This is a genomic window from Pseudomonas sp. PDM04 (assembly GCF_014851765.1).
Taxonomy (GTDB): Bacteria; Pseudomonadota; Gammaproteobacteria; order Pseudomonadales; family Pseudomonadaceae; genus Aquipseudomonas.
Genome location: NZ_JACVAI010000003.1, coordinates 255,679 through 282,012, shown reverse-complemented (window position 1 = coordinate 282,012; position 26,334 = coordinate 255,679). Strand labels below are relative to the sequence as shown.

The following is a 26,334-nucleotide window of genomic DNA, read 5'->3' as shown; positions in this document are numbered from 1 at the left end:
GTCAAGTCTACCGGTCATGCAGAATAATTTACAGTGGCGCGACAGCTTATGACGACGAAGCGACAGATTATGTCGAGTGAGCGACGATCAGACGCCGCTCAGGAAGTCTTCGCTGCGTTCGCTGCATTCGCCGGGCTCGCTGGCACGGTGGCCTGAGGCGCTGGCGTCTCGACGGGGGCCACGCGCGCAAGGTGGACGTTGACCCGGCGATTTTTCGCCCGATTGGCTGCCGAGGTGTTGGGGGCCAAGGGGTAACGTTCGCCGTGGAAGCGCAGGGTGATCTGCGATTCCTGAACACCGTTGGCCTTGAAGTAGTCCATGACCGCGAGCGCCCGGCGTCGCGACAGCTCACGATTGGTCAGGCGATTACCGCTGTTGTCCGAATGACCGTCGAGCTCGATGTGATTGACCGTCGGGTCCGCCTTCATGAAATCCAGCATCACCTGCAACTGGGCCTTGGCTTGTGCATCGAGTTCGATACCTTCGCCCGGGAAGCCGATCTGCGACTGCTTGACCTGCTCGAAATTCTTCGGCAGCAGCTTGGCCACGCAGCCTTGATAGTCGTTGAACGCCTTGCTGAACTTGACCGGCAACAACCGCACTTCCGACACTCGGCCATCGCCCGAATAATGCCGAACGACCGGGCTGCGCCCGTCCATGAGACCACTGATCAGGCGCCCCGCCTGGACTTGCGAGCTGTTGAACAGCACATTGCCGCTGCCGATCTTGACCGAACCGAGATTGATGTCCCCACGCCCCGGCTGCCAGGGCGCAGCCGCGGCCAGCAAGGTCGCCGAACCGCCGCCGACCATCGAGTTGTAGGCTTTGAGGCGAAACGTGGCCTGCTCGCCCGCACGACGCACGAACTCACCCGAACCGAAATCGGTGATCGGTTGGGTCAGGCGGCACTCGAACTTGTCCCCTTCGACCGTCCACTCGATGCTCTCCAGACGGGTCTGGAAAGTGAGCGCCATCGCGGGAAGGCTGGCAAACACACTGAGCAAGGCTAGATAACGCTGGCGCACGGGAGGCTCCACTGGCTTTTACAAAAAAGACTTCTACAACAAAAAGACCGATACATAATTACGGCATACCTGTTGGATATCGGAAGCTTGCGGCAAAACTTGATAGCGAGTGCCTGAGAGAGTCTTTTCCGGTAGCATTCCCCTCAGTTTGACCCGCCTGGAATCCCCCTCATGTCCGACCGCCTGACCCTGCTGCGTCCCGACGACTGGCACATTCATCTTCGCGATGGTGCCGTGTTGACCAATACCGTTGCGGATGTTGCGCGCACCTTTGGTCGCGCCATCATCATGCCCAACCTGGTACCGCCGGTGCGCAACGCCGCTGAAGCCGACGGCTATCGCAAGCGGATTCTCGCTGCACGTCCGGCCGGCAGCCGTTTCGAACCGTTGATGGTCCTGTACCTCACCGACCGCACCCAGCCCGAAGAGATTCGCGAGGCCAAGGCCAGCGGTTTCGTGCATGCCGCCAAGCTGTACCCGGCCGGTGCGACCACCAACTCGGACTCCGGCGTCACCAGCATCGACAAGATCTTTCCCGCGCTCGAAGCGATGGCCGAGGTCGGCATGCCGTTGCTGATCCACGGTGAAGTCACCCGTGGTGATGTCGACGTATTCGACCGGGAAAAAATCTTCATCGATGAGCACATGCGCCGTGTGGTCGAGCGTTTCCCGACGCTCAAAGTGGTGTTCGAACACATCACCACCGCCGACGCCGTGCAGTTCGTCAGCGAGGCTTCGGCCAATGTCGGGGCGACCATTACCGCGCATCACCTGCTGTACAACCGCAACCATATGCTGGTCGGCGGGATTCGCCCGCATTTCTATTGCCTGCCGATTCTCAAGCGCAATACCCACCAGGAAGCCCTGCTCGACGCCGCCACCCGCGGCAGCGACAAATTCTTCCTCGGCACCGACTCGGCACCCCATGCCCAGCATGCCAAGGAAGCGGCCTGCGGCTGCGCCGGTTGCTACACCGCCTACGCCGCGATCGAGCTGTATGCCGAGGCGTTCGAGCAACGCAACGCGCTGGACAAGCTCGAAGCGTTTGCCAGCCTCAACGGCCCTCGCTTCTATGGCCTGCCGGCGAACACCGATCGCATCACCCTGGTCCGCGACGAGTGGACCGCCCCAACCAGCCTGCCCTTTGGCGAGCTGACCGTCATCCCGCTGCGCGCCGGTGAAAAACTGCGCTGGCGCCTGCTGGAGGAAAACGCGTGAGTGAAGACCATTTCGACGACGAACAGGACGGTCCGGGCGCTGGCGGTCCACGCCACCCGATGGCCGCGCGATTCCGTGGTTACCTGCCAGTCGTTGTCGATGTTGAAACCGGTGGTTTCAACTCTGCCACTGACGCCTTGCTGGAAATTGCCGCGACCACCATCGGCATGGACGAAAAAGGGTTCGTGTATCCCGATCACACCTATTTCTTCCGTGTAGAGCCGTTTGAAGGGGCCAACATCGAAGCCGCCGCGCTGGAATTCACCGGCATCAAGCTCGATCACCCGTTGCGCATGGCCGTGAGTGAAGAAACGGCACTGACGGACATCTTCCGCGGCATTCGCAAATCGTTGAAAGCCAACGGCTGCAAGCGTGCAATCCTGGTGGGGCATAACAGCAGCTTCGACCTGGGTTTCCTGAATGCAGCGGTCGCGCGCCTGGACATGAAGCGCAACCCCTTTCATCCGTTCTCCAGCTTCGACACCGCCACCCTTGCAGGTCTCGCCTACGGCCAGACGGTATTGGCGAAGGCGTGCCAGGCAGCCGACATCGACTTCGACGGTCGGGAAGCTCACTCGGCTCGCTACGATACCGAGAAGACCGCCGAACTGTTCTGCGGCATCGTCAATCGCTGGAAGCAAATGGGCGGCTGGGAAGACTTCGACGATTGATGTGGGAGCGAGCCTGCTCGCGATGCAGGCGACGCGGTTTAACATGCAGATCGCGTCATCGTTCATCGCCAGCAAGCCGGCTCCTTCAGGGACCTGCGATTCTCCCGCCCATAAAAAAACCGGCCATGATGGCCGGTTTTTTTACGCCTTGACGCGCCTTACAGGGCAGCCGCGTGCTCGGTCAGGTAGGCCGCGACACCTTCCGGCGAAGCATTCATGCCCTTGTCGCCTTTCTTCCAGTTGGCAGGGCAGACTTCGCCGTGCTCTTCGTGGAATTGCAGAGCGTCGACCAGACGGATCAGCTCTTCCATGTTACGGCCCAGTGGCAGGTCGTTGATGATCTGCGAGCGAACGACGCCTTTGTCGTCGATCAGGAACGCGCCACGGAACGCGACGCCACCTTCGGACTCAACGTCGTAGGCCTTGGCGATTTCGTGCTTCATGTCGGCCGCCATGGTGTAACGGACTTCACCGATACCGCCATTGTTGACCGGCGTGTTGCGCCAGGCGTTGTGGGTGAAGTGCGAGTCGATCGAAACGGCGATCACTTCCACGTTGCGTGCCTTGAAGTCCGACATGCGGTTGTCCAGAGCGATCAGCTCGGATGGGCATACAAAGGTGAAGTCCAGCGGGTAGAAGAACACCAGGCCGTATTTGCCCTTGATGGCCGACGACAGGGTGAAGCTGTCGACGATTTCGCCATTGCCGAGGACGGCCGGTACGGTGAAATCTGGGGCTTGCTTGCCTACGAGTACGCTCATTGAATATCTCCTGGTGTAAAAACGTGAAGTTCCGGGTTTGGGCCAGCCTGTCACCCTCAGGCGACAGCCCTGTGACACTCACCCCCTTCATAAGGACCGGCCATCATACACTGCGTTTTTAAGCTGTCCTTAACGGATTTTCACCGGAGCGCTGAATGGGCGCCGCAAAGATGACTGGCATATGGCCTGAACAAAGCCGTTCGTCGGTCCTGGCCCCCGATCCTGCAAAGCTGTCAGAAACCACTTTGACAATCATTCTCGTTAACATTAAGATCCATCGCAATTGAGTCACAACCAGCGACGGTTTTCACTTATGTATGTCTGCCTCTGCACTGGCGTCACCGACGGTCAAATCCGCGATGCAATCTATGAAGGATGCTGCAGCTACAAGGAAGTCCGTCAGGCTACCGGCGTAGCCAGCCAATGCGGTAAATGTGCCTGCCTGGCCAAGGAAGTGGTACGCGAAACCCTGACCAAATTGCAGACAGCCCAGGCCGCTATTCCCTACCCGGTAGAATTTACCGCTGCATAAATACCCGACTTCCAAAGAACCGGACTTGATGTCCGGTTTTTTTATGTCTGCAAATCAATTGGTTACGGGCTAGACGCGGAACACAAACATTCTTATTCCGATTAATTTTCATATATTATTCAATAACTTAGGTTTGACACTCCTGATTATGCGGCTCAAACTCTGCCTTATAGACAGCTAATACAGGGCAGGACCCCATCATGAAAGGCGACATTACAGTCATCCAGCATCTCAACAAGATCCTTGCCAATGAACTGGTCGCGATCAATCAGTACTTCCTGCATGCCCGCATGTATGAAGATTGGGGCCTGAACAAACTCGGCAAGCACGAGTACCACGAGTCCATCGATGAGATGAAACACGCGGACAAGCTGATCAAGCGCATCCTGTTCCTGGAGGGCCTGCCTAACGTGCAGGACCTGGGCAAGCTGCAGATTGGCGAGCACACCAAGGAAATGCTCGAGTGCGACCTGCGTATCGAACGCACCGGCCACGCCGACCTCAAAGTCGCGATCGCGCACTGCGAAACCGTGGGTGACTTCGGCAGCCGTGAACTGCTCGAAGACATTCTCGAGTCCGAAGAAGAACACATCGACTGGCTGGAAACCCAACTGGGCCTGATCGACAAGATCGGCCTGGAAAACTACCTGCAATCGCAGATGGGCGACGAGTAAGTTTGCGCCGCTGATCTCGACGCAATAAAAAGCCCCGCGCTCTTTCAAGAGGCGGGGCTTTTTCATGCTTGTTGCTCCCTCTTGGACTGCAGGAGCGAGCACGCTCGCGCCTACACAAAGAGAGAAGGCAAGCGTCGGTCAGGCTTTGGCAGCCGCCGCTTCAACAGCCGACTTGATGGTGGTTTGCAGCGAACCGTCTGCAGCCATCTCGGTCATGATGTCGCTGCCACCGACCAGCTCGCCGGCCACCCACAGTTGTGGGAAGGTTGGCCAGTTGGCGTATTTTGGCAGGTTGGCGCGGATTTCCGGGTTCTGCAGGATGTCCACGTACGCAAACTTCTCACCGCATGCCATCACGGCCTGCGCAGCTTTCGCGGAGAAGCCGCACTGCGGGGCATTCGGCGAGCCTTTCATGTAAAGCAGAACGGTGTTGTTAGCAATCTGCTCTTTAATCGTTTCGATGATATCCATGGAGCACCTCGACTGAACTTTCCGACTCAGGGGTCGGCACGGTGGCGCATTGTAACGGAAACCCGAGCGCCATGCTCGGCCTCTCCGACGGACCCATTCAAGCCGCGGCAACAGTGACCGGTACACCGTTCAACGCCGCGTTGCCCGACAACTCGTCGAGCTGGCACTCGTCGGTCAGGTCATTGGCGCTGGCCCCCGGCTGGCCGCTGGCAATGGCCATCTGCACGCCGGGCCGCGCATGGCCCCAACCGTGCGGCAGGCTGACCACGCCTTTCATCATGTCCGGGCTGCCGAGCACTTCCACTTCGATCACGCCGACCCGGGAGCTGACCCGCACCCGTTGTCCGTCACTGAGCCCGCGACTGGCGAGGTCGTCAGGGTGCATCAGCAGCTGGTGGCGCGGCTTGCCTTTCACCAGCCGGTGGTAGTTGTGCATCCAGGAATTATTGCTGCGCACATGACGGCGGCCGATCATCAGGAGTTCATCGGCGGCCGGCGCCTGCGACGCGGCAAAACGAGCCAGGTCCGCGAGCATGACCTCTGGCGCCGCCTGGATGCGCTGGTCAGCGGTTTTCAAGCGCGCTGCCAGGTTGGCCTTGAGGGGCCCCAGGTCGACCCCATGCGGGTGATCGAACAGCGTCGCCAGCGACAACTTGTGTGCCGAGGCATCGCCGTAGGATCCCATCCGCAACCCCAGGTCAATCATGCTGGCCGGCGGCATCGTCGGCTTCAACTCCTTGCCGGTTTTCGCGGCAAAGGCTTTCGCCAGCCCGACGAAAATCTCCCAGTCGTGCAACGCCCCCTCCGGTTTGGCCAGGATTGCGCGATTGAACCGGGTGACGTTTCGCACGGCAAACAGGTTGAATGTGGTGTCGTAGTGATCGTTTTCCAGGGCGGATGTCGATGGCAGAATCAGGTCGGCATAACGGGTGGTTTCGTTGATGTAGAGGTCGACGCTGACCATGAACTCCAACCCGTCCAGCGCCTGCTCCAGTTGCCGGCCATTGGGTGTCGACAGCACCGGGTTGCCGGCCACCGTGATCAATGCCCGCACCTGCCCTTCCCCGTCGGTGAGCATCTCTTCGGCCATGGCCGACACCGGCAGCTCACCGGCATATTCCGGGCGTCCGGACACCCGGCTCTGCCACAGATTGAAATGCCCGCCCGAGGTGGTTGCCACCAGGTCCACGGCCGGTTCGGTGCACAACGCGCCGCCGACGCGATCGAGGTTGCCGGTCACCAGATTGATCAGTTGCACCAGCCAGTGACAGAGCGTGCCGAAAGCCTGGGTCGACACGCCCATGCGTCCATAGCAGACCGCCGTCGGCGCCGCGGCGAAGTCCCGGGCCAACTGGCGTATCTGCTCGGCCGGCACTGCGCACAGCGGACTCATGGTCTCGGCGGTGAACCGCGCAATCGCCTGGCGAACAAGATCCAGGCCCTCCACCGGCAGATGGCTGTCGCGGGTCAGGCCTTCACCAAACAGGGTATTGAGCACGCCGAACAACAAGGCCGCATCGCCCCCCGGACGCACGAACAGGTGCTGGTCGGCCATCGCCGCCGTCTCGCTGCGGCGCGGGTCGACCACCACCACTTTGCCGCCCCGGGCCTGAATCGCTTTCAGGCGCTTCTCCACGTCCGGCACGGTCATGATGCTGCCGTTGGACGCCAGCGGGTTACCGCCGAGAATCAACATGAAATCGGTGTGATCGATGTCCGGGATCGGCAACAGCAAGCCGTGGCCATACATCAAATGGCTGGTCAGGTGATGCGGCAACTGGTCGACCGAAGTCGCGGAAAACCGATTCCGGGTCTTCAGCAAGCCCAGGAAGTAGTTGCTGTGAGTCATCAACCCGTAGTTGTGCACGCTGGGGTTGCCTTGATAGACCGCCACCGCATTCTGCCCGTGACGCGCCTGGATCTCCGACAACCGCTCGGCGACCAGGTTGAAGGCGTCTTCCCATTCGACAGGCTGCCACTCGTTGCCGACCCGCAGCATCGGCTGGCGCAGCCGGTCCGGGTCGTTCTGAATGTCCTGCAGGGCGACAGCCTTGGGGCAGATGTGACCGCGACTGAACGTATCCTGGGCGTCGCCCTTGATCGAGGTGATTTGCACGTTGCCATCGGTCTCGGTGGTCTCGATGGTCAGGCCGCAGATGGCTTCACACAGGTGGCAGGCACGGTGATGGAGAGTCTTGGTCATGGCCAGTCTCTTTCTTGTACTGGGCGGGCATTGTCGGCCGCGGGATCAAGACTATGGCCCGCGCCCCGTCGCCGCGCCAGCGACGTTCGCGTTGTGAATCGGCCCCCATCAGCCCAGCCGATGGCCGCCCCGATCTCAGTTCGATGGCAACCTGGGCGGGGCTTGCAACTGGATTTCCTGGATGGTTTCGATCTGCTCGTGAGCGACGTGTACGCCGGTCAGCTCGCCAATGATCCGCCAGTGCTCGTCGAGACCGGCGCTGATGGTGGCCATGCGATCAATCATGCGTCGGCCGGCAGCCTTGGTGACCTCGTCGTTGCTTCGCAAGAGTTCGAAGGACATCGACGTCATGGAAGCCGTGAGGTGCGTCAGTGCCCGGGCCGTGAGGCCGAGCAATTCCATGAGTTGCTGTTCTTTCGATTCCATTCCGGGGCTTCCTGCATCGATCGTGACTTATTTATAACCCAGCACATTGCATTAGCAAGTGTTTCAGACGAAGCACATTGCCATTAACGATGGCAGGCACCGCTCGAAAACCGACAGCGACAGTAGCATCCCCGCCCCGCTTGATTGCCAAGCCCCGCGAGCCCGGTGTACAAATGACAGGCTGCTGTCAGGAACCCACTTCAAACGCGCTGTCGCGGCTTCCGCGTAGCCCCTCTGAAATCCGCAAACACCGTAGCCTATTGGAAAAACGCGACATTTAGTGTCAAGATCGCGCCTTCCCTATTTCGTCGCCCCGTGCGGCTTACGCCGCAGGTCTCGCCCGTTGTTCCGTAAAACAAGGCTTTGAGTATCTGCGGTCTGTTGCAAAAAGGTAGTCAATGATGAGCGCTAGGCACTTTCTCTCCCTGATGGACTGCACGCCCGACGAGCTGGTCAGCGTGCTCCGTCGAGGCGTGGAGCTCAAAGACCTGCGTAACCGCGGCGTACTGTTCGAGCCATTGAAAAACCGCGTGCTCGGGATGATTTTCGAGAAGTCCTCGACCCGCACCCGTATTTCATTCGAAGCCGGCATGATCCAACTGGGCGGCCAGGCGATTTTCCTGTCGCCACGGGATACGCAACTGGGCCGTGGCGAGCCGATCGGCGACGCCGCCATCGTCATGTCGAGCATGCTCGATGCGGTGATGATCCGTACCTTCGCCCACAGCACCCTGACCGAATTCGCCGCCAACTCCCGCGTGCCGGTGATCAACGGCCTGTCCGATGACCTGCACCCGTGCCAGTTGCTGGCCGACATGCAAACCTTCCTGGAGCATCGCGGCTCGATCCAGGGCAAGACCGTGGCCTGGATCGGCGACGGCAACAACATGTGCAACAGCTATATAGAAGCGGCGATCCAGTTCGACTTCCAGTTGCGCATCGCCTGCCCCGAAGGTTACGAGCCCAACCCCGAATTCGTGGCCAGGGCCGGTGACCGGGTGACCATCGTCCGGGATCCGCAGGAAGCCGTGCGCGGCGCTCATCTGGTGAGCACCGACGTCTGGACCTCCATGGGCCAGGAAGAAGAAACCGCCAAGCGCCTGAAGCTGTTCGCGCCGTACCAGGTCAATCGCGCCCTGCTGGACCTGGCTGCCGAGGACGTGCTGTTCATGCACTGCCTGCCCGCCCACCGTGGCGAGGAAATCAGCCTCGACCTGCTCGATGACCCGCGCTCCGTCGCCTGGGACCAGGCAGAAAACCGCCTCCACGCACAAAAGGCCCTGCTCGAGTTTCTCGTCGAACCGGCGTACCACCACGCATGAGCCAGCCATTACTGCTTAATCTGCGCAACCTCGCCTGCGGCTATCAGGACCAGCGGGTCGTGCAAAACCTCAACCTGCATTTGAACGCCGGCGACATCGGTTGCCTGCTCGGCTCTTCGGGTTGCGGCAAAACCACCACGCTGCGGGCGATTGCCGGTTTCGAACCGGTGCACGAAGGTGAGATCACCCTGGCGGGAGAGACGATCTCCAGCGCCGGTTTCACCCTGGCCCCGGAAAAACGCCGGATCGGCATGGTGTTCCAGGACTATGCGCTGTTCCCGCATTTGAGCGTGGCCGAGAACATCGCCTTCGGCATTCGCAAGCACCCGCAGAAAGAACGGGTCACCGAAGAACTGCTGGAACTGGTCAACCTGAAGAACCTGGGCAAGCGCTTTCCACACGAACTGTCGGGGGGCCAGCAACAGCGTGTTGCCCTGGCTCGCGCCCTGGCACCGGAACCGCAGTTGCTGTTGCTCGACGAACCCTTTTCCAACCTCGATGGCGAACTGCGGCGCAAGCTCAGCCACGAAGTGCGGGACATCCTCAAGGCCCGGGGCACCAGCGCGATCCTGGTGACCCACGATCAGGAAGAAGCCTTCGCGGTCAGCGACCACGTCGGGGTTTTCAAGGAAGGCCGCCTGGAACAGTGGGACACGCCCTACAACCTGTACCACGAACCGCAGACCCCCTATGTCGCCAGCTTTATTGGCCAGGGTTACTTCATTCGCGGCCAACTGAGCAGCCCGGAATCGGTCCAGACCGAGCTCGGCGAATTGCGCGGTAACCGGGCCTACACCTGGCCGACTGGCGGCGCGGTGGACGTGCTGCTGCGCCCGGACGATATCGTTTATGCCCCGGACAGCGCCTTGAAGGCACGGATTGTCGGCAAGTCATTCCAGGGGGCGTCGACGTTGTACCGCTTGCAGATGCCGACCGGTGCACAACTCGAGTCGATTTTCCCGAGCCATATCGATCATCAGGTCGGCGCGGATGTCGGGATTCAAGTGGCAGCCGATCATCTGGTGTTGTTCCAGGCGTCCGGCAGCACGGCGGCGCAGATTCCCCGGGTTGAGTCGGGTGTGCGGCGGTACAGCACCGCCAACTGATACACGGATCAACGGTGGGAGCGTGCCTGCTCGCTCCCACATTGATGCCCCGTATCACCCCAACATCAGTGTGCCGCTGGCCACCAGCGTCGCATTCCCGCCGATCTTCACCCGATCCCCTTCCAGCCGGCAGAACAACTCGCCGCCGCGTTTCGAACATTGATAGGCCGTCAGGCTCGACTTGCCCAGGCGTTTTGACCAGTACGGAATCAGGCTGCAGTGAGTCGACCCCGTCACCGGATCTTCATTGATGCCGATGGCCGGTGCGAAATAGCGCGACACGAAATCATGCTTGCTGCCCTTGGCGGTGACAATGGCCCCCAGCCACGGCAGCTTGGCCAGGGCAACCATGTCTGGCTGGCAATCGAGCACCGCCTGCTCGGACTCCAGCACCACGAACAACTCGTTCGAGCCCCGCACATCGACCGCTTCGACACCCAGCGCACGCTCGACATCCACGGTCACGCCCACTTCCGACGTCTCAATGGCCGGGAAGTCCAGCCACAAGCGTTCGCCTTCGCGGGTCACACTCAGCGGACCGGATTTGCAGATGAAATCCAGGCGCTGTGCCGGCTCCTTATGGATGTCGAACAAGACATGAGCGCTGGCCAGCGTGGCGTGTCCGCACAATGGCACTTCGGTGGTGGGCGTGAACCAGCGAATGCGCCAGCCCTGCCCTTCGCGCACCACAAAGGCGGTTTCGGCCAGGTTGTGCTCGGCAGCAATTTTTTGCATCAAATCGTCGGCGAGCCAGGCATCGAGCCGATAGACCATCGCCGGATTGCCACCGAAGGGCCGATCACTGAAAGCATCGACCTGGTAAAACTCAAGCTGCATAAATCTTCTCCCTGATTCAGGCGCGGCCAATTTCGGCAAACGCCGCCTGAGTATGCTCGGCCAATACTGCCGGCGCCAATTCAACTTCCAGGCCGCGCCGTCCGGCACTGACAAAAATGCTGGCAAACCCCTGAGCCGAAAGGTCGATAAAGGTACGAAGGCGTTTTTTCTGCCCGAGCGGGCTGATGCCGCCCAGCAGATAACCGGTGGAGCGTTGCGCGGCAGCCGGGTCGGCCATTTCGACTTTCTTGACCTTGGCCGCATGGGCCAGGCCTTTCAAGTCCAGACTGCCGGCCACCGGCACCACCGCCACCAGCAATTCCCCTTTCTCGCTGGCCGCAAGCAATGTCTTGAACACCCGCGCAGGGTCCAGACCGAGTTTTTCCGCCGCTTCGAGTCCGTAGGACGCTGCCTTCGGATCATGTTCGTAACTGTGTACGTGATGTTCGGCACGAACCTTTTTCAACAAATCCAATGCGGGGGTCATGACAGCTCCAGACTGGGCAGCAGGAAAGAACAGTGCGTCCGATTCTAGGACATTGCCCTCTAAAACGCTCTATCCCGGCTGCGTTTACGCAGCACCTGGCGAGACCCTACCGTTCGTCAGCGTTCTCCTGACCAATCAAACAAAACGATCATTCATGTGACTAATAGTTCTGATGTGACTGATGGTTCATTTTCGATCTTTGACAGTTATGTTTCTTGACTATATTTTTTCGATTACGAATACCGTATAACGCGACAATGCAGCACCCCGCAGTAGACCGGGCATCAGGGTGGGGACCCTTCCCGGTGAAAATCGCGCCTTGACCAGGATCAGGAAAAAGCGCCAGAGAAAAAAAACAAAGAGGTTTTCAATGACAACTGCTTTACGACAACCGTCGCTCTCCAGCCAATGCATGGCCGAGTTCCTGGGCACTGCACTGCTGATCTTTTTCGGTACCGGTTGTGTTGCCGCGCTCAAGGTCGCGGGTGCCAGCTTCGGCTTATGGGAAATCAGCATCATCTGGGGTGTTGGCGTGAGCATGGCGATCTACTTGACCGCAGGCGTGTCCGGCGCTCACCTCAATCCTGCCGTCAGCATCGCGCTGTGTATTTTCACCGACTTCGAGAAGCGCAAACTGCCGCTGTACATGCTCTCCCAGGTGGCCGGCGCGTTCTGCGGCGCCTTGTTGGTTTACACGCTGTACAGCAACCTCTTCTTCGATTACGAACAAACCCACCATATGGTTCGTGGCAGTCAGGCCAGCCTCGAACTTGCGTCAGTGTTTTCCACTTTCCCCAACCCGTCGCTGTCCACCGCCCAGGCATTCCTGGTTGAAGTGATCATTACCGCGATCCTGATGGGCGTGATCATGTCGCTGACCGACGACAACAATGGATTGCCGAACGGGCCCATGGCGCCGCTGCTGATCGGGCTGCTGATTGCCGTGATCGGCAGCTCGATGGGTCCGCTGACGGGTTTCGCGATGAACCCGGCGCGTGATTTCGGCCCCAAGCTGATGACTTTCTTCGCAGGCTGGGGTGAAATTTCCCTCACCGGCGCACGTGATATCCCGTATTTCCTGATCCCGATTTTTGCACCGATCATCGGTGCCTGCCTCGGTGCCGCCACCTATCGCGGGCTGATTGCCCGCCATTTGCCAGGCTCCGAACCTGCTACAACGGACGCAGCACCGGCCATTGACGGCAAACCAAGAACTTCTTGATACCGTTGGCGCGCGATCCTGCCCTTTTGATCCGCGCCTGACCTCACCCCTTATTTCGACCAAGGCAATCGACATGACCGACATTCAGAATAAGAACTACATCATTGCCCTCGATCAGGGTACGACCAGCTCGCGTGCGATCATTTTCGACCGCGATGCCAACGTGGTCTGCACCGCTCAGCGTGAATTCGCCCAGCACTACCCACAGGCCGGCTGGGTGGAACACGACCCGATGGAAATCTTCGCCACCCAAAGTGCCGTGATGGTCGAAGCCCTGGCGCAAGCTGGTCTGCATCACGACCAGGTGGCCGCCATCGGCATCACCAACCAACGTGAAACCACCGTCGTCTGGGACAAGACCACCGGCCGTCCGATCTACAACGCGATCGTCTGGCAGTGCCGGCGCAGCACCGAGATCTGCCAGCAGCTCAAACGCGATGGCCACGAGCAATACATCAGTGAGACCACCGGCCTGGTCACCGACCCGTACTTCTCCGGAACCAAACTCAAGTGGATCCTCGACAACGTCGAAGGCAGCCGTGAACGGGCACGCAACGGCGAACTGCTGTTCGGCACCGTCGACAGCTGGCTGATCTGGAAATTTACCGGTGGCAAGGTGCACGTCACCGACTACACCAACGCCTCGCGCACGATGCTCTTCAACATCCACACCCTGGAGTGGGATGCGAAGATGCTGGAAGTATTGGATATCCCGCGAGAGATGCTGCCGCCGGTGAAATCGTCTTCTGAAATCTATGGCCACACCAAGAGCGGCATCGCCATCGGCGGTATCGCCGGTGACCAACAGGCTGCGCTGTTCGGCCAGATGTGCGTCGAACCGGGCCAGGCGAAAAACACCTACGGCACAGGCTGCTTCCTGCTGATGAACACCGGCGAGAAAGCCGTGAAGTCGCAACACGGCATGCTGACCACCATCGCGTGCGGTCCGCGCGGCGAAGTCGCCTACGCGCTGGAAGGTGCAGTGTTCAACGGCGGCTCGACCGTTCAATGGCTGCGCGATGAATTGAAGATCATCAACGACGCGCATGACACCGAATACTTCGCCAACAAGGTCAAGGACAGCAACGGCGTGTACCTGGTGCCGGCCTTCACCGGGCTCGGTGCGCCCTACTGGGACCCGTATGCCCGTGGCGCGTTGTTCGGCCTGACCCGCGGCGTTCGCGTGGACCACATCATTCGTGCGGCCCTGGAGTCGATTGCCTACCAGACCCGCGACGTGCTCGACGCCATGCAGCAGGATTCCGGCGAACGCCTCAAAGCCCTGCGCGTGGACGGCGGCGCGGTGGCGAACAACTTCCTCATGCAATTCCAGGCCGACATTCTGGGCACTCAGGTCGAACGTCCGAAAATGCGTGAGACCACGGCGCTCGGTGCGGCTTACCTGGCCGGTCTGGCCTGTGGTTTCTGGGGCAGCCTGGAGGAGTTGCGCGACAAGGCCATCATCGAGCGCGAGTTCGAACCGACGCTGGACGAAGCGGCCAAGGAAAAACTCTACGCCGGCTGGAAAAAAGCCGTCAGCCGCACCCGCGACTGGGAACCGCACGAAGGCGCTGAATAAGCCACGGACCGGACCGGTATCCGGTTGTAACTGGCAGGGAGCAGATTCCTGCGGCATCATGGGCAAATTTTGCACGGCAGCCCAAAGGACGCCCCATGAATCTGCCTCCCCGTCAGCAACAAATCCTCGAGCTGGTTCGCGAACGCGGTTACGTCAGCATCGAGGAAATGGCCTCGCTGTTCGTCGTGACCCCCCAGACCATCCGCCGCGACATCAATCAGCTCGCGGAAGCCAATCTGCTGCGTCGCTACCATGGCGGCGCGGCCTACGACTCCAGTGTCGAAAACACCGCCTACGCCATGCGCGCCGACCAGATGCGCGATGAAAAGCAGCGGATCGGCGAAGCCATTGCCGCGCAGATCCCTGACCACGCCTCGCTGTTCATCAACATCGGCACCACCACCGAATCGATCGCCCGGGCGCTGCTCAACCACAGCCATTTGAAGATCATCACCAATAACCTGCACGTCGCGTCGATGCTCAGCGCCAAGGACGACTTCGACGTCCTGTTGACCGGCGGCAATGTGCGGCGTGATGGCGGCGTGGTCGGTCAGGCGAGCGTCGATTTCATCAACCAGTTCAAAGTCGATTTCGCCCTTGTCGGCATCAGCGGCATCGATGAAGACGGCAGCCTGCTGGACTTCGATTACCAGGAAGTACGGGTATCCCAGGCCATCATCGCCAATGCCCGGCAGGTGATCCTGGCAGCGGACTCCAGCAAATTCGGACGCAACGCCATGATTCGGCTGGGGCCGATCAGCCTCATCGATTGCCTGGTAACCGACCAGCAACCGGTGCCGGCCCTGGCGCAGTTGTTGAGCCAGCACAAGATTCGACTGGAAGTCGTTTAACCCACCCGCCTGCTTCGTTGCCCGTACCGACCCCTTCGCGGGCAGACCCTCTCCCACACTGATCCATTTCGCTCATCCATTCAGTGTGGCAGTGGGTCTGCCTGCGAAAGGAACCGGCGCAATCGATGCCCTTCCAGCGTCCTCACACGCATTTCATGTTCGAAAATTTTCCTTTCACGGCCCTTCGATGAGTATTTTCAATCGAAGGTGACTGGCTGCGCACGGCTTTATGGGCTACCATTTTCGCAAATGAACATTAATGTTCGAATTCAAATACCGAAAACCAAAAAATGCCCGAGGCCATGCGATGCCCACTTCTACCTTGCCTACGCCTCCTATCGCTGAGATCTACGACGTTGCCGTCATCGGTGGCGGGATAAATGGCGTGGGAATCGCAGCGGACGCCGCCGGTCGCGGTCTCTCGGTATTCCTTTGCGAAAAGGACGACCTGGCCAGCCATACGTCGTCGGCCAGCAGCAAACTGATCCACGGCGGCCTGCGCTACCTCGAACATTACGAATTCCGCCTGGTCCGTGAAGCCCTTGCCGAGCGCGAAGTGCTGCTGGCCAACGCGCCGCACATCGTCAAGCAGATGCGTTTCGTCTTGCCGCATCGCCCGCACCTGCGTCCGGCCTGGATGATCCGCGCGGGCCTGTTCCTGTATGACAACCTTGGCAAACGGGAAAAGCTGGAAGGTTCGAAAAGCCTGAAATTCGGTCCGGACAGCCCGTTGAAGAGCGAAATCACCAGGGGCTTCGAATACTCCGATTGCTGGGTCGACGACGCCCGCCTCGTGGTATTGAACGCCATGGCCGCCCGCGAGAAAGGCGCCCATGTTCACACGCAGACCCGATGCGTCAGTGCCCGCCGCACCAAAGGCCTGTGGCACCTGCACCTGGAGCGCGCCGACGGCAGCCTGTTCTCGATCCGCAGCAAGGCACTGGTCAATGCGGCCGGTCCGTGGGTCGCCAAGTTCATTCGTGATGACCTGAAGATGGAATCGCCCTATGGCATCCGCCTCATCCAGGGCAGCCACCTGATCGTGCCGAAACTGTACGAGGGCGACCACGCGCACATCCTGCAGAACGAAGATCAGCGCATCGTGTTCACCATTCCGTACCTGAACCAGTTCACCCTGATCGGTACGACCGACCGCGAGTACACCGGTGACCCGGCAAACGTGGCGATCACCGACGGCGAGACCGATTACCTGCTCAAAGTGGTCAATGCCCACTTCAAGAAACAGATCAGCCGCGACGACATCCTGCACAGTTATTCCGGGGTGCGCCCGCTGTGCAACGATGAGTCCGACAACCCATCGGCCGTCACCCGCGACTACACGCTGGCCTTGTCGGGCTCTGCTGAAGAGGCCCCGTTGCTGTCCGTGTTCGGCGGCAAGCTGACCACCTACCGCAAACTGGCCGAGTCGGCACTGGCGCAACTGGCACCGTACTTCCCGCACATCAAGCCGAGCTGGACCGCCGGCGAAACCCTGCCGGGCGGCGAAGACATGAGCACCCCGCAAGCCCTGAGTTCGCGGATTCGCGACCAGTACGATTGGGTGCCCACGGAAATCGCCCGTCGCTGGTCCACCACCTATGGCAGCCGCACATGGCGCATGCTCGAAGGCGTGCAGAACCTCGCTGACCTGGGTGAACACATCGGTGGCGGCCTCTACAGCCGCGAGGTCGATTACCTGTGCAGCGAAGAATGGGCGACCACAGCGCATGACATCCTCTGGCGTCGCAGCAAGCTGGGCCTGTTCACCACGGCAGCCGAACAGCAGAAACTCGTCGACTACCTGAACACAGTCGAACAGAACCGCCGCAAGATCGAAGCGGCCTGATCCACAGGACTGCGGTGAACGGAAAGCCCCTGAATCTCACGATTCGGGGGCTTTTTGCTTCCTGACAACTCACACACTCCCCCTGTGGAAGCGAGCAAGCCCGCTCCCCAGGGACAGTCAGTCAGCGCGGTATAGCATTCGGTTTTCCGAACAGGACCTTTCGAGGCATTCGGTTAACCGGATTTCCTGATATCAAAAAAACATCAACCAAAACTAATAGCTCTTATAAATCAATGGGTTGATGCATTCGACCTGGCCTGGCACGACTCATGCTCTACACTTTCGGACGAATGCTTGCTGCGTGGAACCTTGAAAGGCAGCAAACGTTCGAAGCTCAAAAGGGCCGATCAACTGGCTCCATAAAAAAAACAATGTCGAGGACAATTTGATGCGCATCGTTCCCCATATCCTGGGCGCAGCCATTGCTGCCGCTCTGATCAGCACTCCAGTTTTCGCCGCCGAACTCACCGGCACCCTGAAGAAGATCAAAGAGTCCGGTGTAATCACTCTCGGGCATCGCGACGCTTCCATTCCGTTTTCCTACATCGCGGACGCCTCCGGCAAGCCGATGGGTTACTCCCACGACATCCAGCTGAAAGTGGTCGAAGCCCTGAAGAAAGACCTTGACCTGCCAAACCTCCAGGTCAAATACAACCTGGTGACCTCGCAAACCCGTATTCCGCTGGTGCAAAACGGCACCGTGGACCTGGAATGCGGTTCCACCACCAACAACGTCGAGCGTCAGCAACAAGTTGACTTCTCCGTGGGCATCTTCGAAGTCGGCACCCGCCTGCTGGCCAAGAAAGACTCCGCCTACAAGGATTTCGACGACCTGAAAGGCAAGAACGTCGTGACCACCGCCGGCACCACGTCCGAGCGCATCCTCAAGGCAATGAATGCCGACAAGCAGATGGGCATGAACGTGATCTCCGCCAAGGACCATGGCGAGTCCTTCCAGATGCTGGAAAGCGGCCGCGCCGTAGCGTTCATGATGGACGACGCCTTGCTGGCCGGCGAAATGGCCAAGGCCAAAAAGCCAACTGACTGGGCCGTGACCGGCACTCCACAGTCGTATGAAATCTACGGCTGCATGATGCGCAAAGGTGATGAGCCATTCAAAAAGGCAGTCGATGACGCCATCAAGGCCACCTACGCATCGGGCGAAATCAACCAGATTTTCGACAAGTGGTTCATGCAACCTATCCCGCCAAAAAACCTGAACCTGAACTTCCCGATGAGCAACGAGCTCAAGGCGCTGATCGCCACGCCGACCGATAAAGCGGCTGACGACAAGAAATCCTGATTTCTGTCTAACCTTATCTCCTGAGAGGGCCGTTGCCCTTTCAGGAGTTGTCACTCCCTGCTGGCATCAATCTGGAAACACTCGAACCGGTGGCTGTCGAGCCGCTCGTGTGTGCCCAATCGTCGCGATTGGGTGGGAACGGAGTTTCCCCAGGCGGGCATTTGTACATCGATAGAATCCGAGGGGAGACCCTAATGAATTACAACTGGGACTGGGGCGTGTTCTTCAGGTCCACCGGAGTGGGCAGCGAGACGTATCTCGACTGGTACATCTCCGGTCTGGGCTGGACCATCGCCATCGCCATCGTGGCCTGGATCATCGCCCTGACACTGGGCTCGATTCTGGGTGTCATGCGCACCGTACCGAATCGCCTGGTGTCGGGCGTTGCGACCTGCTACGTGGAAATCTTCCGTAACGTGCCACTGCTGGTGCAGCTGTTCATCTGGTACTTCCTGGTGCCCGACCTGCTGCCGCAGAACCTGCAGGACTGGTACAAGCAGGACTTGAACCCGACCACGTCGGCGTTCCTCAGCGTCATCGTGTGCCTGGGCCTGTTCACGGCCGCACGGGTGTGCGAACAGGTGCGCACCGGCATCCAGGCACTGCCCAAGGGCCAGGAATCGGCCGCTCGCGCCATGGGCTTCAAGCTGCCGCAGATCTACTGGAACGTGCTGCTGCCCCAGGCTTACCGGATCATCATTCCGCCGCTCACGTCGGAATTTCTCAACGTCTTCAAGAACTCGTCCGTGGCGTCGCTGATCGGCCTGATGGAGTTGCTCGCGCAGACCAAGCAGACCGCCGAATTCTCGGCCAACCTGTTCGAAGCGTTCACCCTGGCCACGCTGATCTACTTCACCCTGAACATGAGCCTGATGCTGCTGATGCGCCTGGTCGAGAAGAAAGTCGCCGTGCCTGGCCTGATCTCCGTAGGGGGTAAATGATGGAATTCGACTTCTCGGGCATCATTCCTTCCCTGCCGGGCTTGTGGAACGGCATGGTCATGACCCTGCAACTGATGGCGATGGGCGTCGTCGGCGGGATCATCCTGGGCACCGTGCTCGCACTGATGCGCCTGTCCCACAGCAAACTGCTGTCGAACCTGGCCGGCGCCTACGTCAACTACTTCCGTTCGATCCCGCTGCTGCTGGTCATCACCTGGTTCTACCTGGCGGTGCCGTTCGTCCTGCGCTGGATCACCGGCGAAGACACCCCGATCGGCGCCTTCACCTCGTGCATCGTGGCGTTCATGATGTTCGAAGCGGCCTACTTCTGCGAAATCGTCCGTGCCGGCGTGCAGTCGATCCCCAAGGGTCAGATGGGTGCCGCACAGGCGCTGGGCATGAATTATGGCCAGATGATGCGCCTGATCATCCTGCCGCAAGCGTTCCGCAAGATGACCCCGCTGTTGCTTCAGCAAAGCATCATCCTGTTCCAGGACACCTCGCTGGTCTACGCCGTCGGCCTGGTGGATTTCCTCAATGCTTCGCGCGCCAGTGGCGACATCATCGGTCGCTCGAATGAGTTCCTGATCTTCGCAGGTCTCGTGTACTTCATCATCAGCTTTGCCGCCTCGCAGCTGGTCAAGCGTCTGCAAAAAAGGTTCGCCGTATGATCTCTATCAAAAACATCAACAAGTGGTATGGGGACTTCCAGGTGCTGACCGATTGCAGCACCGAGGTCAAGAAAGGCGAAGTGATCGTGGTGTGCGGGCCGTCCGGTTCCGGCAAGTCGACCCTGATCAAGTGCGTCAACGCCCTGGAGCCGTTCCAGAAAGGTGACATCGTGGTCGATGGCACCTCCATCGCCAACCCGAAGACCGACCTGCCCAAGCTGCGCTCGCGCGTGGGCATGGTGTTCCAGCACTTCGAACTGTTCCCGCACCTGACCATCACCGAAAACCTGACCATTGCGCAGATCAAGGTGTTGGGCCGCAGCAAGGAAGAAGCCACCAAAAAAGGCCTGCAATTGCTGGAGCGTGTCGGCCTGTCGGCTCACGCCCACAAGCACCCGGGCCAGCTCTCCGGCGGCCAGCAACAGCGCGTGGCGATTGCCCGTGCGCTGGCGATGGACCCGATCGTCATGCTGTTCGACGAACCGACCTCGGCGCTGGACCCGGAAATGGTCAACGAAGTGCTCGACGTGATGGTGCAACTGGCCCATGAAGGCATGACCATGATGTGCGTGACCCACGAGATGGGCTTTGCCCGCAAAGTGGCGGACCGGGTGATCTTCATGGACGCCGGCAAGATCATCGAGGACTGCCCGAAAGAGGAGTTCTTCGGCGACATCAACAGCCGCGCCGAACGTACCCAGCACTTCCTCAACAAGATCTTGCAGCACTGACAGTTGTACGCCCTTCCCTGTCGGAGCGAGCTTGCTCGCGAAGAACTCAAAGACACCGCGTCCATCCAGAATGAACGCGTCATCGTTGACGACTATCGCGAGCAGGCTCGCTCCTGCAGGTGGGCGCTGGTTGACCCAAGGCATCTGTGATGAAATGCGACCCCACTCTTTATCGCGCCGCGCCGCCATCACTCGCCGTGAAACCCCGTCAGATTCGCCACCTGCTCCTGCCGCCGCTGATCATCGCCCTGATGGTCGGATTGGGTTACCTCGGCTTCTGGCTCAGCGAGCACTACGGCATCCGCAGCCTCAGCGAGAACGGCCAGCGCCAGCTTGAACTGCACGCCCGCGCCGTCGAGAGCGAGATCAGCAAATACACCTACCTGCCCAGCCTGCTGGAACTCGAATCGAGTGTGTCCAGGCTGCTGGCCGACCCGACGCCGGAACACCGCCAGGTCGTCAACGATTACCTCGAGGGCCTGAACCGGCGCAGCCGCAGCCGGGCCATCTATGTGATGGACACCACGGGCCGCGTCATGGCCACCAGTAACTGGCGCGACGTCGACAGCTACCTCGGTGAAGACCTGTCCTTCCGCGCCTATTTCCAGAATGCCATTCGTGGCCAGCCGGGCCGTTTCTATGGCATCGGCAGTACCAATGGCGAGCCCGGTTATTACCTGGCCCATGGCCTGGAAGAGCACGGCAAGATCATTGGCGTGGCCGTGGTCAAAGTGCGCCTCGAAGCCATGGAGGAACGGTGGCAGCGGGCGCGCCTGGAAGCCTTCGTCAGCGATGAAAACGGCATCATCATTCTCTCCAGTGACCCTTCGCGGCGCCTGAAGTCCGTGGTGCCGCTGAGCGAAGACACCAAGGAAAAACTCGCCCGCAGCCTTCAGTACTACTGGTTCCCGCTGAACGAACTGCAACCGCTGGCCCGGGAAAAACTCGCCGAAGGCGAGGAAAAGCTGACCTTCCCCGCCAACAGCGAAGTGGAGTCCGAGGAAGAGGACATCAGCTACCTCTCGCAAACCCGCCAGTTGAGTGACACGCCTTGGCATTTCACCCTGCTCACCCCGCTGCAGGATCTGCGCCGCGAGGCAATCAACCAGGGCATTCTCGTCGCCGTGGCGTTTGCCCTGGTGGCGTTCCTGCTGATCGCCTGGAACGAGCGCCGCAAGGTAATCGCCACCCGCCTCGCGGCCCGGGAAGCCCTGCAGGAAGCCAACAATCAACTGGAGCGTCGGATTACCGAACGCACCACCGACCTGCGCGCCAGCAACGAACGGCTCAAGGGGCAGATCCGCGAACGCCGGCACGCCGAGGAAACCCTGCGCCGCGCCCAGGATGAGCTGGTGCAGGCCGGTAAACTCGCGGCCATCGGCCAGATGTCCACCAGCATCGCCCACGAACTGAACCAGCCACTGGCGGCGCTGCGCACCTTGTCCGGCAACACCGTGCGCTTCATGGAACGCGGCCAGTTGGACGTGGCGAGTACCAACCTCAAGACCATCAACGAATTGATCGACCGCATGGGCCGGATCACCGCCAGCCTGCGCGCCTTCGCCCGACGCGGTGACGACAAGGGCCAGGCCTGCCTGGGCAAGGGCGTGGAGGCGGCCTTGCAACTGCTGGGTACGCGGGTCGAAAGCGCCCACTTGCAAGTGCATCGCCGTTTCGAGGAAGTGCAGGTGCAGATCGACCAGACCCGCCTGGAGCAGATTCTGGTCAACCTGATCGGCAACGCCCTCGACGCCATGCAGGCCCAGCCGCTGCCGGAGCTGTGGCTTGAAGGCGAAGCGCTGGACGGCAAATATCGCCTGCGGGTCCGTGATAACGGGCACGGCATCGACGCCGACACCCGCAAGCACCTGTTCGAACCGTTTTTCACCACCAAACCCGGCGAACAGGGCCTCGGGCTTGGCCTGACCCTGTCCGCGAGCCTGGCCGCCGCCACCGGCGGGCACCTGGGTGTCGAGCATCCGGCCAGCGGTGGAACCAGCTTCGTCCTCAGTTTACCGTTGGTAAGCCCTACTCCTGCCGAGCCAATATGAACAACGACCTAAGTGTGCTGATCGTCGAAGACGACCCTCATGTGCTGCTCGGCTGCCAACAGGCGCTGACCCTGGAGGACATTCCCTGCATCGGCGTGACCAGCGCCGAAGAAGCGCTGGAGCGGGTTGGCGATAATTTTGCCGGCATCGTCATCAGTGACATTCGCCTGCCCGGCATCGATGGCCTGGAACTGCTGACCCGGCTCAAGGCGCGGGATCGCAGCCTGCCGGTGGTGCTGATCACCGGCCACGGCGACATTTCCATGGCCGTTGGCGCGATGCAGAAAGGCGCCTATGACTTCATGGAAAAACCGTTTTCGCCGGAACGCCTGGTGGACGTGGCACGACGGGCGCTGGAGCAGCGCAGTCTGGCGCGGGAAGTGTCTTCGCTGCGCCGGCAACTGGCGGAGCGCGACTCCCTGGAAGGACGGATCATCGGGCGCTCGCCGGCGATGCAACACCTGCGGGAACTGATCGCCAATGTCGCCGACACCTCGGCCAACGTGTTGATCGAAGGCGAGACCGGCACCGGCAAGGAACTGGTTGCCCGTTGCCTGCATGATTTCAGTCGCCGCCACACCCGGCAATTCGTCGCGCTGAACTGCGGCGGGCTGCCGGAGAATCTGTTCGAAAGCGAAATCTTCGGCCATGAAGCCAATGCCTTCACCGGCGCCGGCAAACGGCGGATCGGCAAGATCGAACACGCCGACGGCGGCACGCTGTTCCTCGACGAAGTGGAAAGCATGCCGTTGCCCTTGCAGATCAAGTTGCTGCGGGTATTGCAGGAGCGCACCCTGGAACGTCTCGGCTCGAATCAGAGCGTCGCGGTGGATTGCCGGGTGATCGCGGCCACCAAGTCCGACCTCGACGATTTGAGCAAGGCCGGTGATTTCCGCAGCGACCTGTACTACCGCCTCAACGTCGTGACCCTGGAGCTGCCACCGCTGCGCGAACGCCGCGAAGACATCCTGCAACTGTTCGAGCACTTCCTGCAGCAGTCGTCCCTGCGCTTCGACCGGATCGCCCCGGAGCTGGACAACCAGACCCTGTCGCACCTGATGAGCCACGACTGGCCGGGCAACGTGCGCGAACTGCGCAACGTCGCCGAACGGTTCGCCCTCGGCCTGCCCGCCTTCAAGAAGACCGGCGCCAGCGCAGGCACCCAGGGCCTGGCCTTCGCCGAAGCGGTGGAAGCCTTCGAGCGCAACCTGCTGGGCGATGCCCTGCAACGCAGCGGCGGCAACCTGACCCAGGCCAGCCTGGAACTGGGCATGGCCAAGACCACGTTATTCGACAAAGTGAAAAAGTACGGGCTTAGCCACTGATGGACCTGATACTCAAGGCCGCGCTCGGTGCTGCGGTGGTGGTGATCCTCGCGGCCCTGGCCAAGACCCGCAATTACTATATCGCCGGTCTGGTGCCGCTGTTTCCGACCTTCGCACTGATCGCGCATTACATCGTCGGCAAAGGGCGCTCGTTGGAAGACCTGAAGACCACCATCGTGTTCGGCATGTGGTCGATCATTCCGTACTTCATCTACCTGGCGACGCTGTACGTGATGATCGATCGCCTGCGCCTGGAGGCGTCCCTGGCAGTGGCGGCGGTGGCGTGGTTGATGGCGGCGACGGTGCTGGTTTCGGTCTGGGTGCGGCTGCACGGCTGATCAAGCCACCCACCAGCCCCTGTGGGAGCGAGCCTGCTCGCGATGGGCGTGAACGATGACGCGGGCTTCCTGGATGCCCGTGTAGCCTGGACCTTCATCGCGAGCAGGCTCACTCCCACAAGGTCAGGGGCAGCTACTGCCCGTAAACCCGCTGCAACTGCACCTGTGTCAGCGCATCCTCGAACGGTACCGGCACCGACTTCACCGCGCCGTACAGGTTGCGGTAACGCCAGTAACTGCCTTGGTTGGCCAGTTGATAACCGCGTTCGACCACACGCTGACCGTCCAGCACATAACGCAAGGTTTCCTGGGCGGCTTCCGGTGGCGCCGGTTGCATCAGGTCTGCAGCCAGCACGCGCATGGACTCGTCGATGCACTCGTCGAGCACCGCCGTGACCTTCGCCAGATCCAGGCCGCCGTCGTCGATGCATTGCTTGCCGCAACGCCGGATCGGCTGGCTGGCCACTTCGATGCGCATGCGGTACAGCGCCGAACCGGCAATGTCCTGAACCTGCACCTGATTGACCAGGATGAAACTGCCGCGGTCCGGGGTGAGCATCAGTTTGGGTTCGATCACCAGGCGCGCAGTGACCGCGCCCTCCCCTTGCTTGAGCCCGGCCACTTGCGATGCCTGCTGGTACCGCTGTTGCAGGCGCTCCTGCAACGGCACGCCAGCCAACAGGTCGGCCATCGGCCGCGCGTCCTTCGACGCCGCGGTTTCCGCATCGCGCTGCAGGCTGCCGCTGCCCATCTGGGTGTTGATCAGGCTGGCCACCAGCAGGCCGGCCAGCCCGGCGGTGTTGCCGGAGTTGGCGATCAGGTTGTGACTCGACGACGCAGCATCCTGCGCCGTCTTGGCATCGATCACCGTGCTCGCGCCGACAAATGACTGAGGCAGTTGCATATCGACTTTCAGGCCGTGAGCCTGGACGTACGAGGCTGCGCCCTGAGACCTGAAACCGGCTTCAGGCGCCGGTTTCTGCGCACAACCGGCGAGCATCGACAGGACCAGCGCGGTGGTCAGGCTGAATGAACGTTTCATTGTTCGAACGGCGTGATCATTTGCTGACGGCTGGTGTCCATGGCCTGGTAGAAGGCATTGGACAGGTTGGTGTAGGTCGGCTCGTCCCACTCGCCCTGGGCCGCTTGCACCACGGCGAAGGGTTTGAACCAGAGCAGTTTGTTGTCAGCCAGATCGACCACCATGCCCTGCCCGGTCACCTGTGCCATCGGCACGCTGGTCGGCACGAAGCCGTAGTAACTGCGGGTGGCACCGGTGGCAAAGACATTCACCAGCAACAGGCGGTCGACACCGTAAGTGGCCTTGAGCGGCGTCAGGTCGCGCACGGTATAGCCTTCACGGAAACTGGTTTCCTTGTAGACCTTCAGGTCCACCGGCTCGTTGATCCGCTTGACCTTGTAGCCCTTGGCTTCCAGCTTGGCGACGATGACATCGGGCAGCGTATCGAGGTCGCGTACTTGCCATTTTTCGACGTTGTCGCTGAGTTTGCTGTTCACACCCTTGTTGATCGCGTAATCGAGAATGCCCTGGTTACCGGTCAGTGCCAGCACCGGTGGCGGCACCACCGTGATCGCGACACCGATGGTCGGTTCCTTGGCATTCCAGAATTGTTGATCCAGTGGTACGGGAGGTTGCACGTGGGCACAGCCGGTGAGGGTCAGGCAGGCGAGCAAGGTGAGCGCCGCCCACGTACGAAAAGCGTGAAGTGTCATGGATCAAAT

26 protein-coding genes are annotated in these 26,334 nt (G+C 60.5%); 17 read left to right on the top strand and 9 right to left on the bottom strand.

Features of this window, described 5'->3' with window-relative positions; translation table 11 throughout:
• Positions 1 to 98 precede the first annotated feature (98 nt).
• Positions 99 to 1,025 carry a flagellar protein MotY gene (locus IB249_RS13315; RefSeq protein ID WP_192305351.1) on the bottom strand — a complete coding sequence of 309 codons (927 nt, stop codon included), beginning with the start codon at positions 1,023 to 1,025 and terminating at the stop codon, positions 99 to 101.
• A 171-nt stretch (positions 1,026 to 1,196) separates the two neighbouring features.
• Between IB249_RS13315 and pyrC the strand changes: the two genes are divergently transcribed.
• Both pyrC and rnt read left to right on the top strand, forming a co-directional pair.
• Positions 1,197 to 2,243 (top strand): dihydroorotase, encoded by a 1,047-nt coding sequence (pyrC, locus tag IB249_RS13310; RefSeq protein ID WP_192305349.1) that lies wholly within the window; start codon positions 1,197 to 1,199, stop codon positions 2,241 to 2,243.
• Entirely contained in the window at positions 2,240 to 2,914 is a 675-nt protein-coding gene (gene rnt / locus IB249_RS13305) for a ribonuclease T (protein WP_192305347.1), read from the top strand. The genes pyrC and rnt overlap by 4 nt, the downstream gene beginning before the upstream one ends.
• A 158-nt stretch (positions 2,915 to 3,072) precedes the next feature.
• Here the strand turns inward: rnt and IB249_RS13300 are convergent, their stop codons facing one another.
• Positions 3,073 to 3,675 carry a peroxiredoxin gene (locus IB249_RS13300; RefSeq protein WP_192305345.1) on the bottom strand — a complete coding sequence of 201 codons (603 nt, stop codon included), beginning with the start codon at positions 3,673 to 3,675 and terminating at the stop codon, positions 3,073 to 3,075.
• Between the two features lie 313 nt (positions 3,676 to 3,988).
• On the opposite strand from IB249_RS13300, the gene IB249_RS13295 reads away from it, so the two are divergent.
• Positions 3,989 to 4,207 (top strand): bacterioferritin-associated ferredoxin, encoded by a 219-nt coding sequence (locus IB249_RS13295; RefSeq protein ID WP_093430580.1) that lies wholly within the window; start codon positions 3,989 to 3,991, stop codon positions 4,205 to 4,207.
• A 200-nt stretch (positions 4,208 to 4,407) separates the two neighbouring features.
• The gene (gene bfr, locus IB249_RS13290) at positions 4,408 to 4,881 is read left to right on the top strand and encodes a bacterioferritin (RefSeq protein ID WP_192305343.1); all 474 of its coding nucleotides are present in this window, start codon (positions 4,408 to 4,410) and stop codon (positions 4,879 to 4,881) included.
• A 138-nt stretch (positions 4,882 to 5,019) separates the two neighbouring features.
• Here bfr and grxD read toward each other — a convergent pair whose 3' ends face one another.
• The 3 genes from grxD to IB249_RS13275 form a co-directional block, all read right to left on the bottom strand.
• A complete protein-coding gene (gene grxD, locus IB249_RS13285) occupies positions 5,020 to 5,352 on the bottom strand; it encodes a Grx4 family monothiol glutaredoxin (RefSeq protein WP_192305341.1) in 333 nt (110 codons plus the stop codon).
• A 97-nt stretch (positions 5,353 to 5,449) separates the two neighbouring features.
• A complete protein-coding gene (locus tag IB249_RS13280; protein WP_192305340.1) occupies positions 5,450 to 7,555 on the bottom strand; it encodes a molybdopterin oxidoreductase family protein in 2,106 nt (701 codons plus the stop codon).
• A gap of 135 nt (positions 7,556 to 7,690) precedes the next feature.
• Positions 7,691 to 7,981, bottom strand: a complete 291-nt coding sequence (locus IB249_RS13275) for a hypothetical protein (protein WP_192305339.1) — start codon at positions 7,979 to 7,981, stop codon at positions 7,691 to 7,693.
• 401 nt (positions 7,982 to 8,382) lie between these two features.
• Between IB249_RS13275 and argF the strand changes: the two genes are divergently transcribed.
• Together argF and IB249_RS13265 are read left to right on the top strand one after the other, a co-directional pair.
• Complete coding sequence (gene argF / locus IB249_RS13270) at positions 8,383 to 9,303, top strand: ornithine carbamoyltransferase (RefSeq protein ID WP_192305338.1); 921 nt, start codon at positions 8,383 to 8,385, stop codon at positions 9,301 to 9,303.
• Positions 9,300 to 10,409, top strand: coding sequence for an ABC transporter ATP-binding protein (locus IB249_RS13265; protein WP_192305337.1), 1,110 nt, complete (start codon positions 9,300 to 9,302; stop codon positions 10,407 to 10,409). The genes argF and IB249_RS13265 overlap by 4 nt, the downstream gene beginning before the upstream one ends.
• 54 nt (positions 10,410 to 10,463) lie before the next feature.
• On the opposite strand, the gene IB249_RS13260 is transcribed toward IB249_RS13265, so the two are convergent.
• Together IB249_RS13260 and ybaK are read right to left on the bottom strand one after the other, a co-directional pair.
• Positions 10,464 to 11,246 carry a PhzF family phenazine biosynthesis protein gene (locus IB249_RS13260; protein WP_192305336.1) on the bottom strand — a complete coding sequence of 261 codons (783 nt, stop codon included), beginning with the start codon at positions 11,244 to 11,246 and terminating at the stop codon, positions 10,464 to 10,466.
• Between the two features lie 16 nt (positions 11,247 to 11,262).
• Positions 11,263 to 11,733, bottom strand: coding sequence for a Cys-tRNA(Pro) deacylase (gene ybaK / locus IB249_RS13255; protein WP_192305335.1), 471 nt, complete (start codon positions 11,731 to 11,733; stop codon positions 11,263 to 11,265).
• Positions 11,734 to 12,103: 370 nt separating this feature from the next.
• Here ybaK and IB249_RS13250 point away from each other — a divergent pair, with 370 nt between their 5' ends.
• The 11 genes from IB249_RS13250 to IB249_RS13200 all read left to right on the top strand — a co-directional run bounded on the left by IB249_RS13250 (position 12,104) and on the right by IB249_RS13200 (position 24,591).
• Entirely contained in the window at positions 12,104 to 12,955 is an 852-nt protein-coding gene (locus IB249_RS13250; protein ID WP_192306390.1) for an MIP/aquaporin family protein, read from the top strand.
• A gap of 73 nt (positions 12,956 to 13,028) precedes the next feature.
• Positions 13,029 to 14,534, top strand: a complete 1,506-nt coding sequence (glpK, locus tag IB249_RS13245; RefSeq protein ID WP_192305334.1) for a glycerol kinase GlpK — start codon at positions 13,029 to 13,031, stop codon at positions 14,532 to 14,534.
• 95 nt (positions 14,535 to 14,629) lie between these two features.
• Positions 14,630 to 15,385, top strand: a complete 756-nt coding sequence (locus IB249_RS13240) for a DeoR/GlpR family transcriptional regulator (protein WP_192305333.1) — start codon at positions 14,630 to 14,632, stop codon at positions 15,383 to 15,385.
• A gap of 307 nt (positions 15,386 to 15,692) precedes the next feature.
• Positions 15,693 to 17,231: a glycerol-3-phosphate dehydrogenase gene (gene glpD / locus IB249_RS13235; protein ID WP_192305331.1), complete on the top strand. Its 1,539-nt coding sequence runs from the start codon at positions 15,693 to 15,695 to the stop codon at positions 17,229 to 17,231.
• 388 nt (positions 17,232 to 17,619) lie between these two features.
• Entirely contained in the window at positions 17,620 to 18,534 is a 915-nt protein-coding gene (locus IB249_RS13230; protein ID WP_192305328.1) for a glutamate/aspartate ABC transporter substrate-binding protein, read from the top strand.
• A gap of 194 nt (positions 18,535 to 18,728) precedes the next feature.
• Positions 18,729 to 19,475, top strand: coding sequence for an amino acid ABC transporter permease (locus IB249_RS13225; protein ID WP_192305326.1), 747 nt, complete (start codon positions 18,729 to 18,731; stop codon positions 19,473 to 19,475).
• The gene (locus tag IB249_RS13220) at positions 19,475 to 20,146 is read left to right on the top strand and encodes an amino acid ABC transporter permease (RefSeq protein ID WP_192305324.1); all 672 of its coding nucleotides are present in this window, start codon (positions 19,475 to 19,477) and stop codon (positions 20,144 to 20,146) included. The genes IB249_RS13225 and IB249_RS13220 overlap by 1 nt, the downstream gene beginning before the upstream one ends.
• Entirely contained in the window at positions 20,143 to 20,877 is a 735-nt protein-coding gene (locus tag IB249_RS13215; RefSeq protein ID WP_192305323.1) for an amino acid ABC transporter ATP-binding protein, read from the top strand. Before IB249_RS13220 ends, IB249_RS13215 begins: the two co-directional genes overlap by 4 nt.
• Positions 20,878 to 21,026: 149 nt before the next feature.
• The gene (locus tag IB249_RS13210; RefSeq protein WP_192305321.1) at positions 21,027 to 22,928 is read left to right on the top strand and encodes a sensor histidine kinase; all 1,902 of its coding nucleotides are present in this window, start codon (positions 21,027 to 21,029) and stop codon (positions 22,926 to 22,928) included.
• Positions 22,925 to 24,253 (top strand): sigma-54-dependent transcriptional regulator, encoded by a 1,329-nt coding sequence (locus tag IB249_RS13205; protein WP_192305319.1) that lies wholly within the window; start codon positions 22,925 to 22,927, stop codon positions 24,251 to 24,253. Before IB249_RS13210 ends, IB249_RS13205 begins: the two co-directional genes overlap by 4 nt.
• An 8-nt stretch (positions 24,254 to 24,261) precedes the next feature.
• Positions 24,262 to 24,591 carry a GlpM family protein gene (locus IB249_RS13200; RefSeq protein ID WP_192306388.1) on the top strand — a complete coding sequence of 110 codons (330 nt, stop codon included), beginning with the start codon at positions 24,262 to 24,264 and terminating at the stop codon, positions 24,589 to 24,591.
• 133 nt (positions 24,592 to 24,724) lie between these two features.
• Here the strand turns inward: IB249_RS13200 and IB249_RS13195 are convergent, their stop codons facing one another.
• Both IB249_RS13195 and IB249_RS13190 read right to left on the bottom strand, forming a co-directional pair.
• Positions 24,725 to 25,633, bottom strand: a complete 909-nt coding sequence (locus IB249_RS13195; RefSeq protein ID WP_192305317.1) for a hypothetical protein — start codon at positions 25,631 to 25,633, stop codon at positions 24,725 to 24,727.
• The gene (locus tag IB249_RS13190; protein ID WP_192305315.1) at positions 25,630 to 26,325 is read right to left on the bottom strand and encodes a hypothetical protein; all 696 of its coding nucleotides are present in this window, start codon (positions 26,323 to 26,325) and stop codon (positions 25,630 to 25,632) included. The genes IB249_RS13195 and IB249_RS13190 overlap by 4 nt, the downstream gene beginning before the upstream one ends.
• Positions 26,326 to 26,334: the final 9 nt, after the last annotated feature.

What these genes read in the sequence shown, in the direction of transcription:
- pyrC (WP_192305349.1), top strand. Translation starts at nt 1,197, where the DNA reads ATGTCCGACCGCCTGACCCTGCTGCGTCCCGACGACTGGCACATTCAT.
- IB249_RS13300 (WP_192305345.1), bottom strand. Translation starts at nt 3,675, where the DNA reads ATGAGCGTACTCGTAGGCAAGCAAGCCCCAGATTTCACCGTACCGGCC.
- IB249_RS13295 (WP_093430580.1), top strand. Translation starts at nt 3,989, where the DNA reads ATGTATGTCTGCCTCTGCACTGGCGTCACCGACGGTCAAATCCGCGAT.
- bfr (WP_192305343.1), top strand. Translation starts at nt 4,408, where the DNA reads ATGAAAGGCGACATTACAGTCATCCAGCATCTCAACAAGATCCTTGCC.
- grxD (WP_192305341.1), bottom strand. Translation starts at nt 5,352, where the DNA reads ATGGATATCATCGAAACGATTAAAGAGCAGATTGCTAACAACACCGTT.
- IB249_RS13280 (WP_192305340.1), bottom strand. Translation starts at nt 7,555, where the DNA reads ATGACCAAGACTCTCCATCACCGTGCCTGCCACCTGTGTGAAGCCATC.
- IB249_RS13275 (WP_192305339.1), bottom strand. Translation starts at nt 7,981, where the DNA reads ATGGAATCGAAAGAACAGCAACTCATGGAATTGCTCGGCCTCACGGCC.
- argF (WP_192305338.1), top strand. Translation starts at nt 8,383, where the DNA reads ATGAGCGCTAGGCACTTTCTCTCCCTGATGGACTGCACGCCCGACGAG.
- IB249_RS13265 (WP_192305337.1), top strand. Translation starts at nt 9,300, where the DNA reads ATGAGCCAGCCATTACTGCTTAATCTGCGCAACCTCGCCTGCGGCTAT.
- IB249_RS13260 (WP_192305336.1), bottom strand. Translation starts at nt 11,246, where the DNA reads ATGCAGCTTGAGTTTTACCAGGTCGATGCTTTCAGTGATCGGCCCTTC.
- ybaK (WP_192305335.1), bottom strand. Translation starts at nt 11,733, where the DNA reads ATGACCCCCGCATTGGATTTGTTGAAAAAGGTTCGTGCCGAACATCAC.
- IB249_RS13250 (WP_192306390.1), top strand. Translation starts at nt 12,104, where the DNA reads ATGACAACTGCTTTACGACAACCGTCGCTCTCCAGCCAATGCATGGCC.
- glpK (WP_192305334.1), top strand. Translation starts at nt 13,029, where the DNA reads ATGACCGACATTCAGAATAAGAACTACATCATTGCCCTCGATCAGGGT.
- IB249_RS13240 (WP_192305333.1), top strand. Translation starts at nt 14,630, where the DNA reads ATGAATCTGCCTCCCCGTCAGCAACAAATCCTCGAGCTGGTTCGCGAA.
- glpD (WP_192305331.1), top strand. Translation starts at nt 15,693, where the DNA reads ATGCCCACTTCTACCTTGCCTACGCCTCCTATCGCTGAGATCTACGAC.
- IB249_RS13230 (WP_192305328.1), top strand. Translation starts at nt 17,620, where the DNA reads ATGCGCATCGTTCCCCATATCCTGGGCGCAGCCATTGCTGCCGCTCTG.
- IB249_RS13225 (WP_192305326.1), top strand. Translation starts at nt 18,729, where the DNA reads ATGAATTACAACTGGGACTGGGGCGTGTTCTTCAGGTCCACCGGAGTG.
- IB249_RS13220 (WP_192305324.1), top strand. Translation starts at nt 19,475, where the DNA reads ATGGAATTCGACTTCTCGGGCATCATTCCTTCCCTGCCGGGCTTGTGG.
- IB249_RS13215 (WP_192305323.1), top strand. Translation starts at nt 20,143, where the DNA reads ATGATCTCTATCAAAAACATCAACAAGTGGTATGGGGACTTCCAGGTG.
- IB249_RS13210 (WP_192305321.1), top strand. Translation starts at nt 21,027, where the DNA reads ATGAAATGCGACCCCACTCTTTATCGCGCCGCGCCGCCATCACTCGCC.
- IB249_RS13205 (WP_192305319.1), top strand. Translation starts at nt 22,925, where the DNA reads ATGAACAACGACCTAAGTGTGCTGATCGTCGAAGACGACCCTCATGTG.
- IB249_RS13195 (WP_192305317.1), bottom strand. Translation starts at nt 25,633, where the DNA reads ATGAAACGTTCATTCAGCCTGACCACCGCGCTGGTCCTGTCGATGCTC.
- IB249_RS13190 (WP_192305315.1), bottom strand. Translation starts at nt 26,325, where the DNA reads ATGACACTTCACGCTTTTCGTACGTGGGCGGCGCTCACCTTGCTCGCC.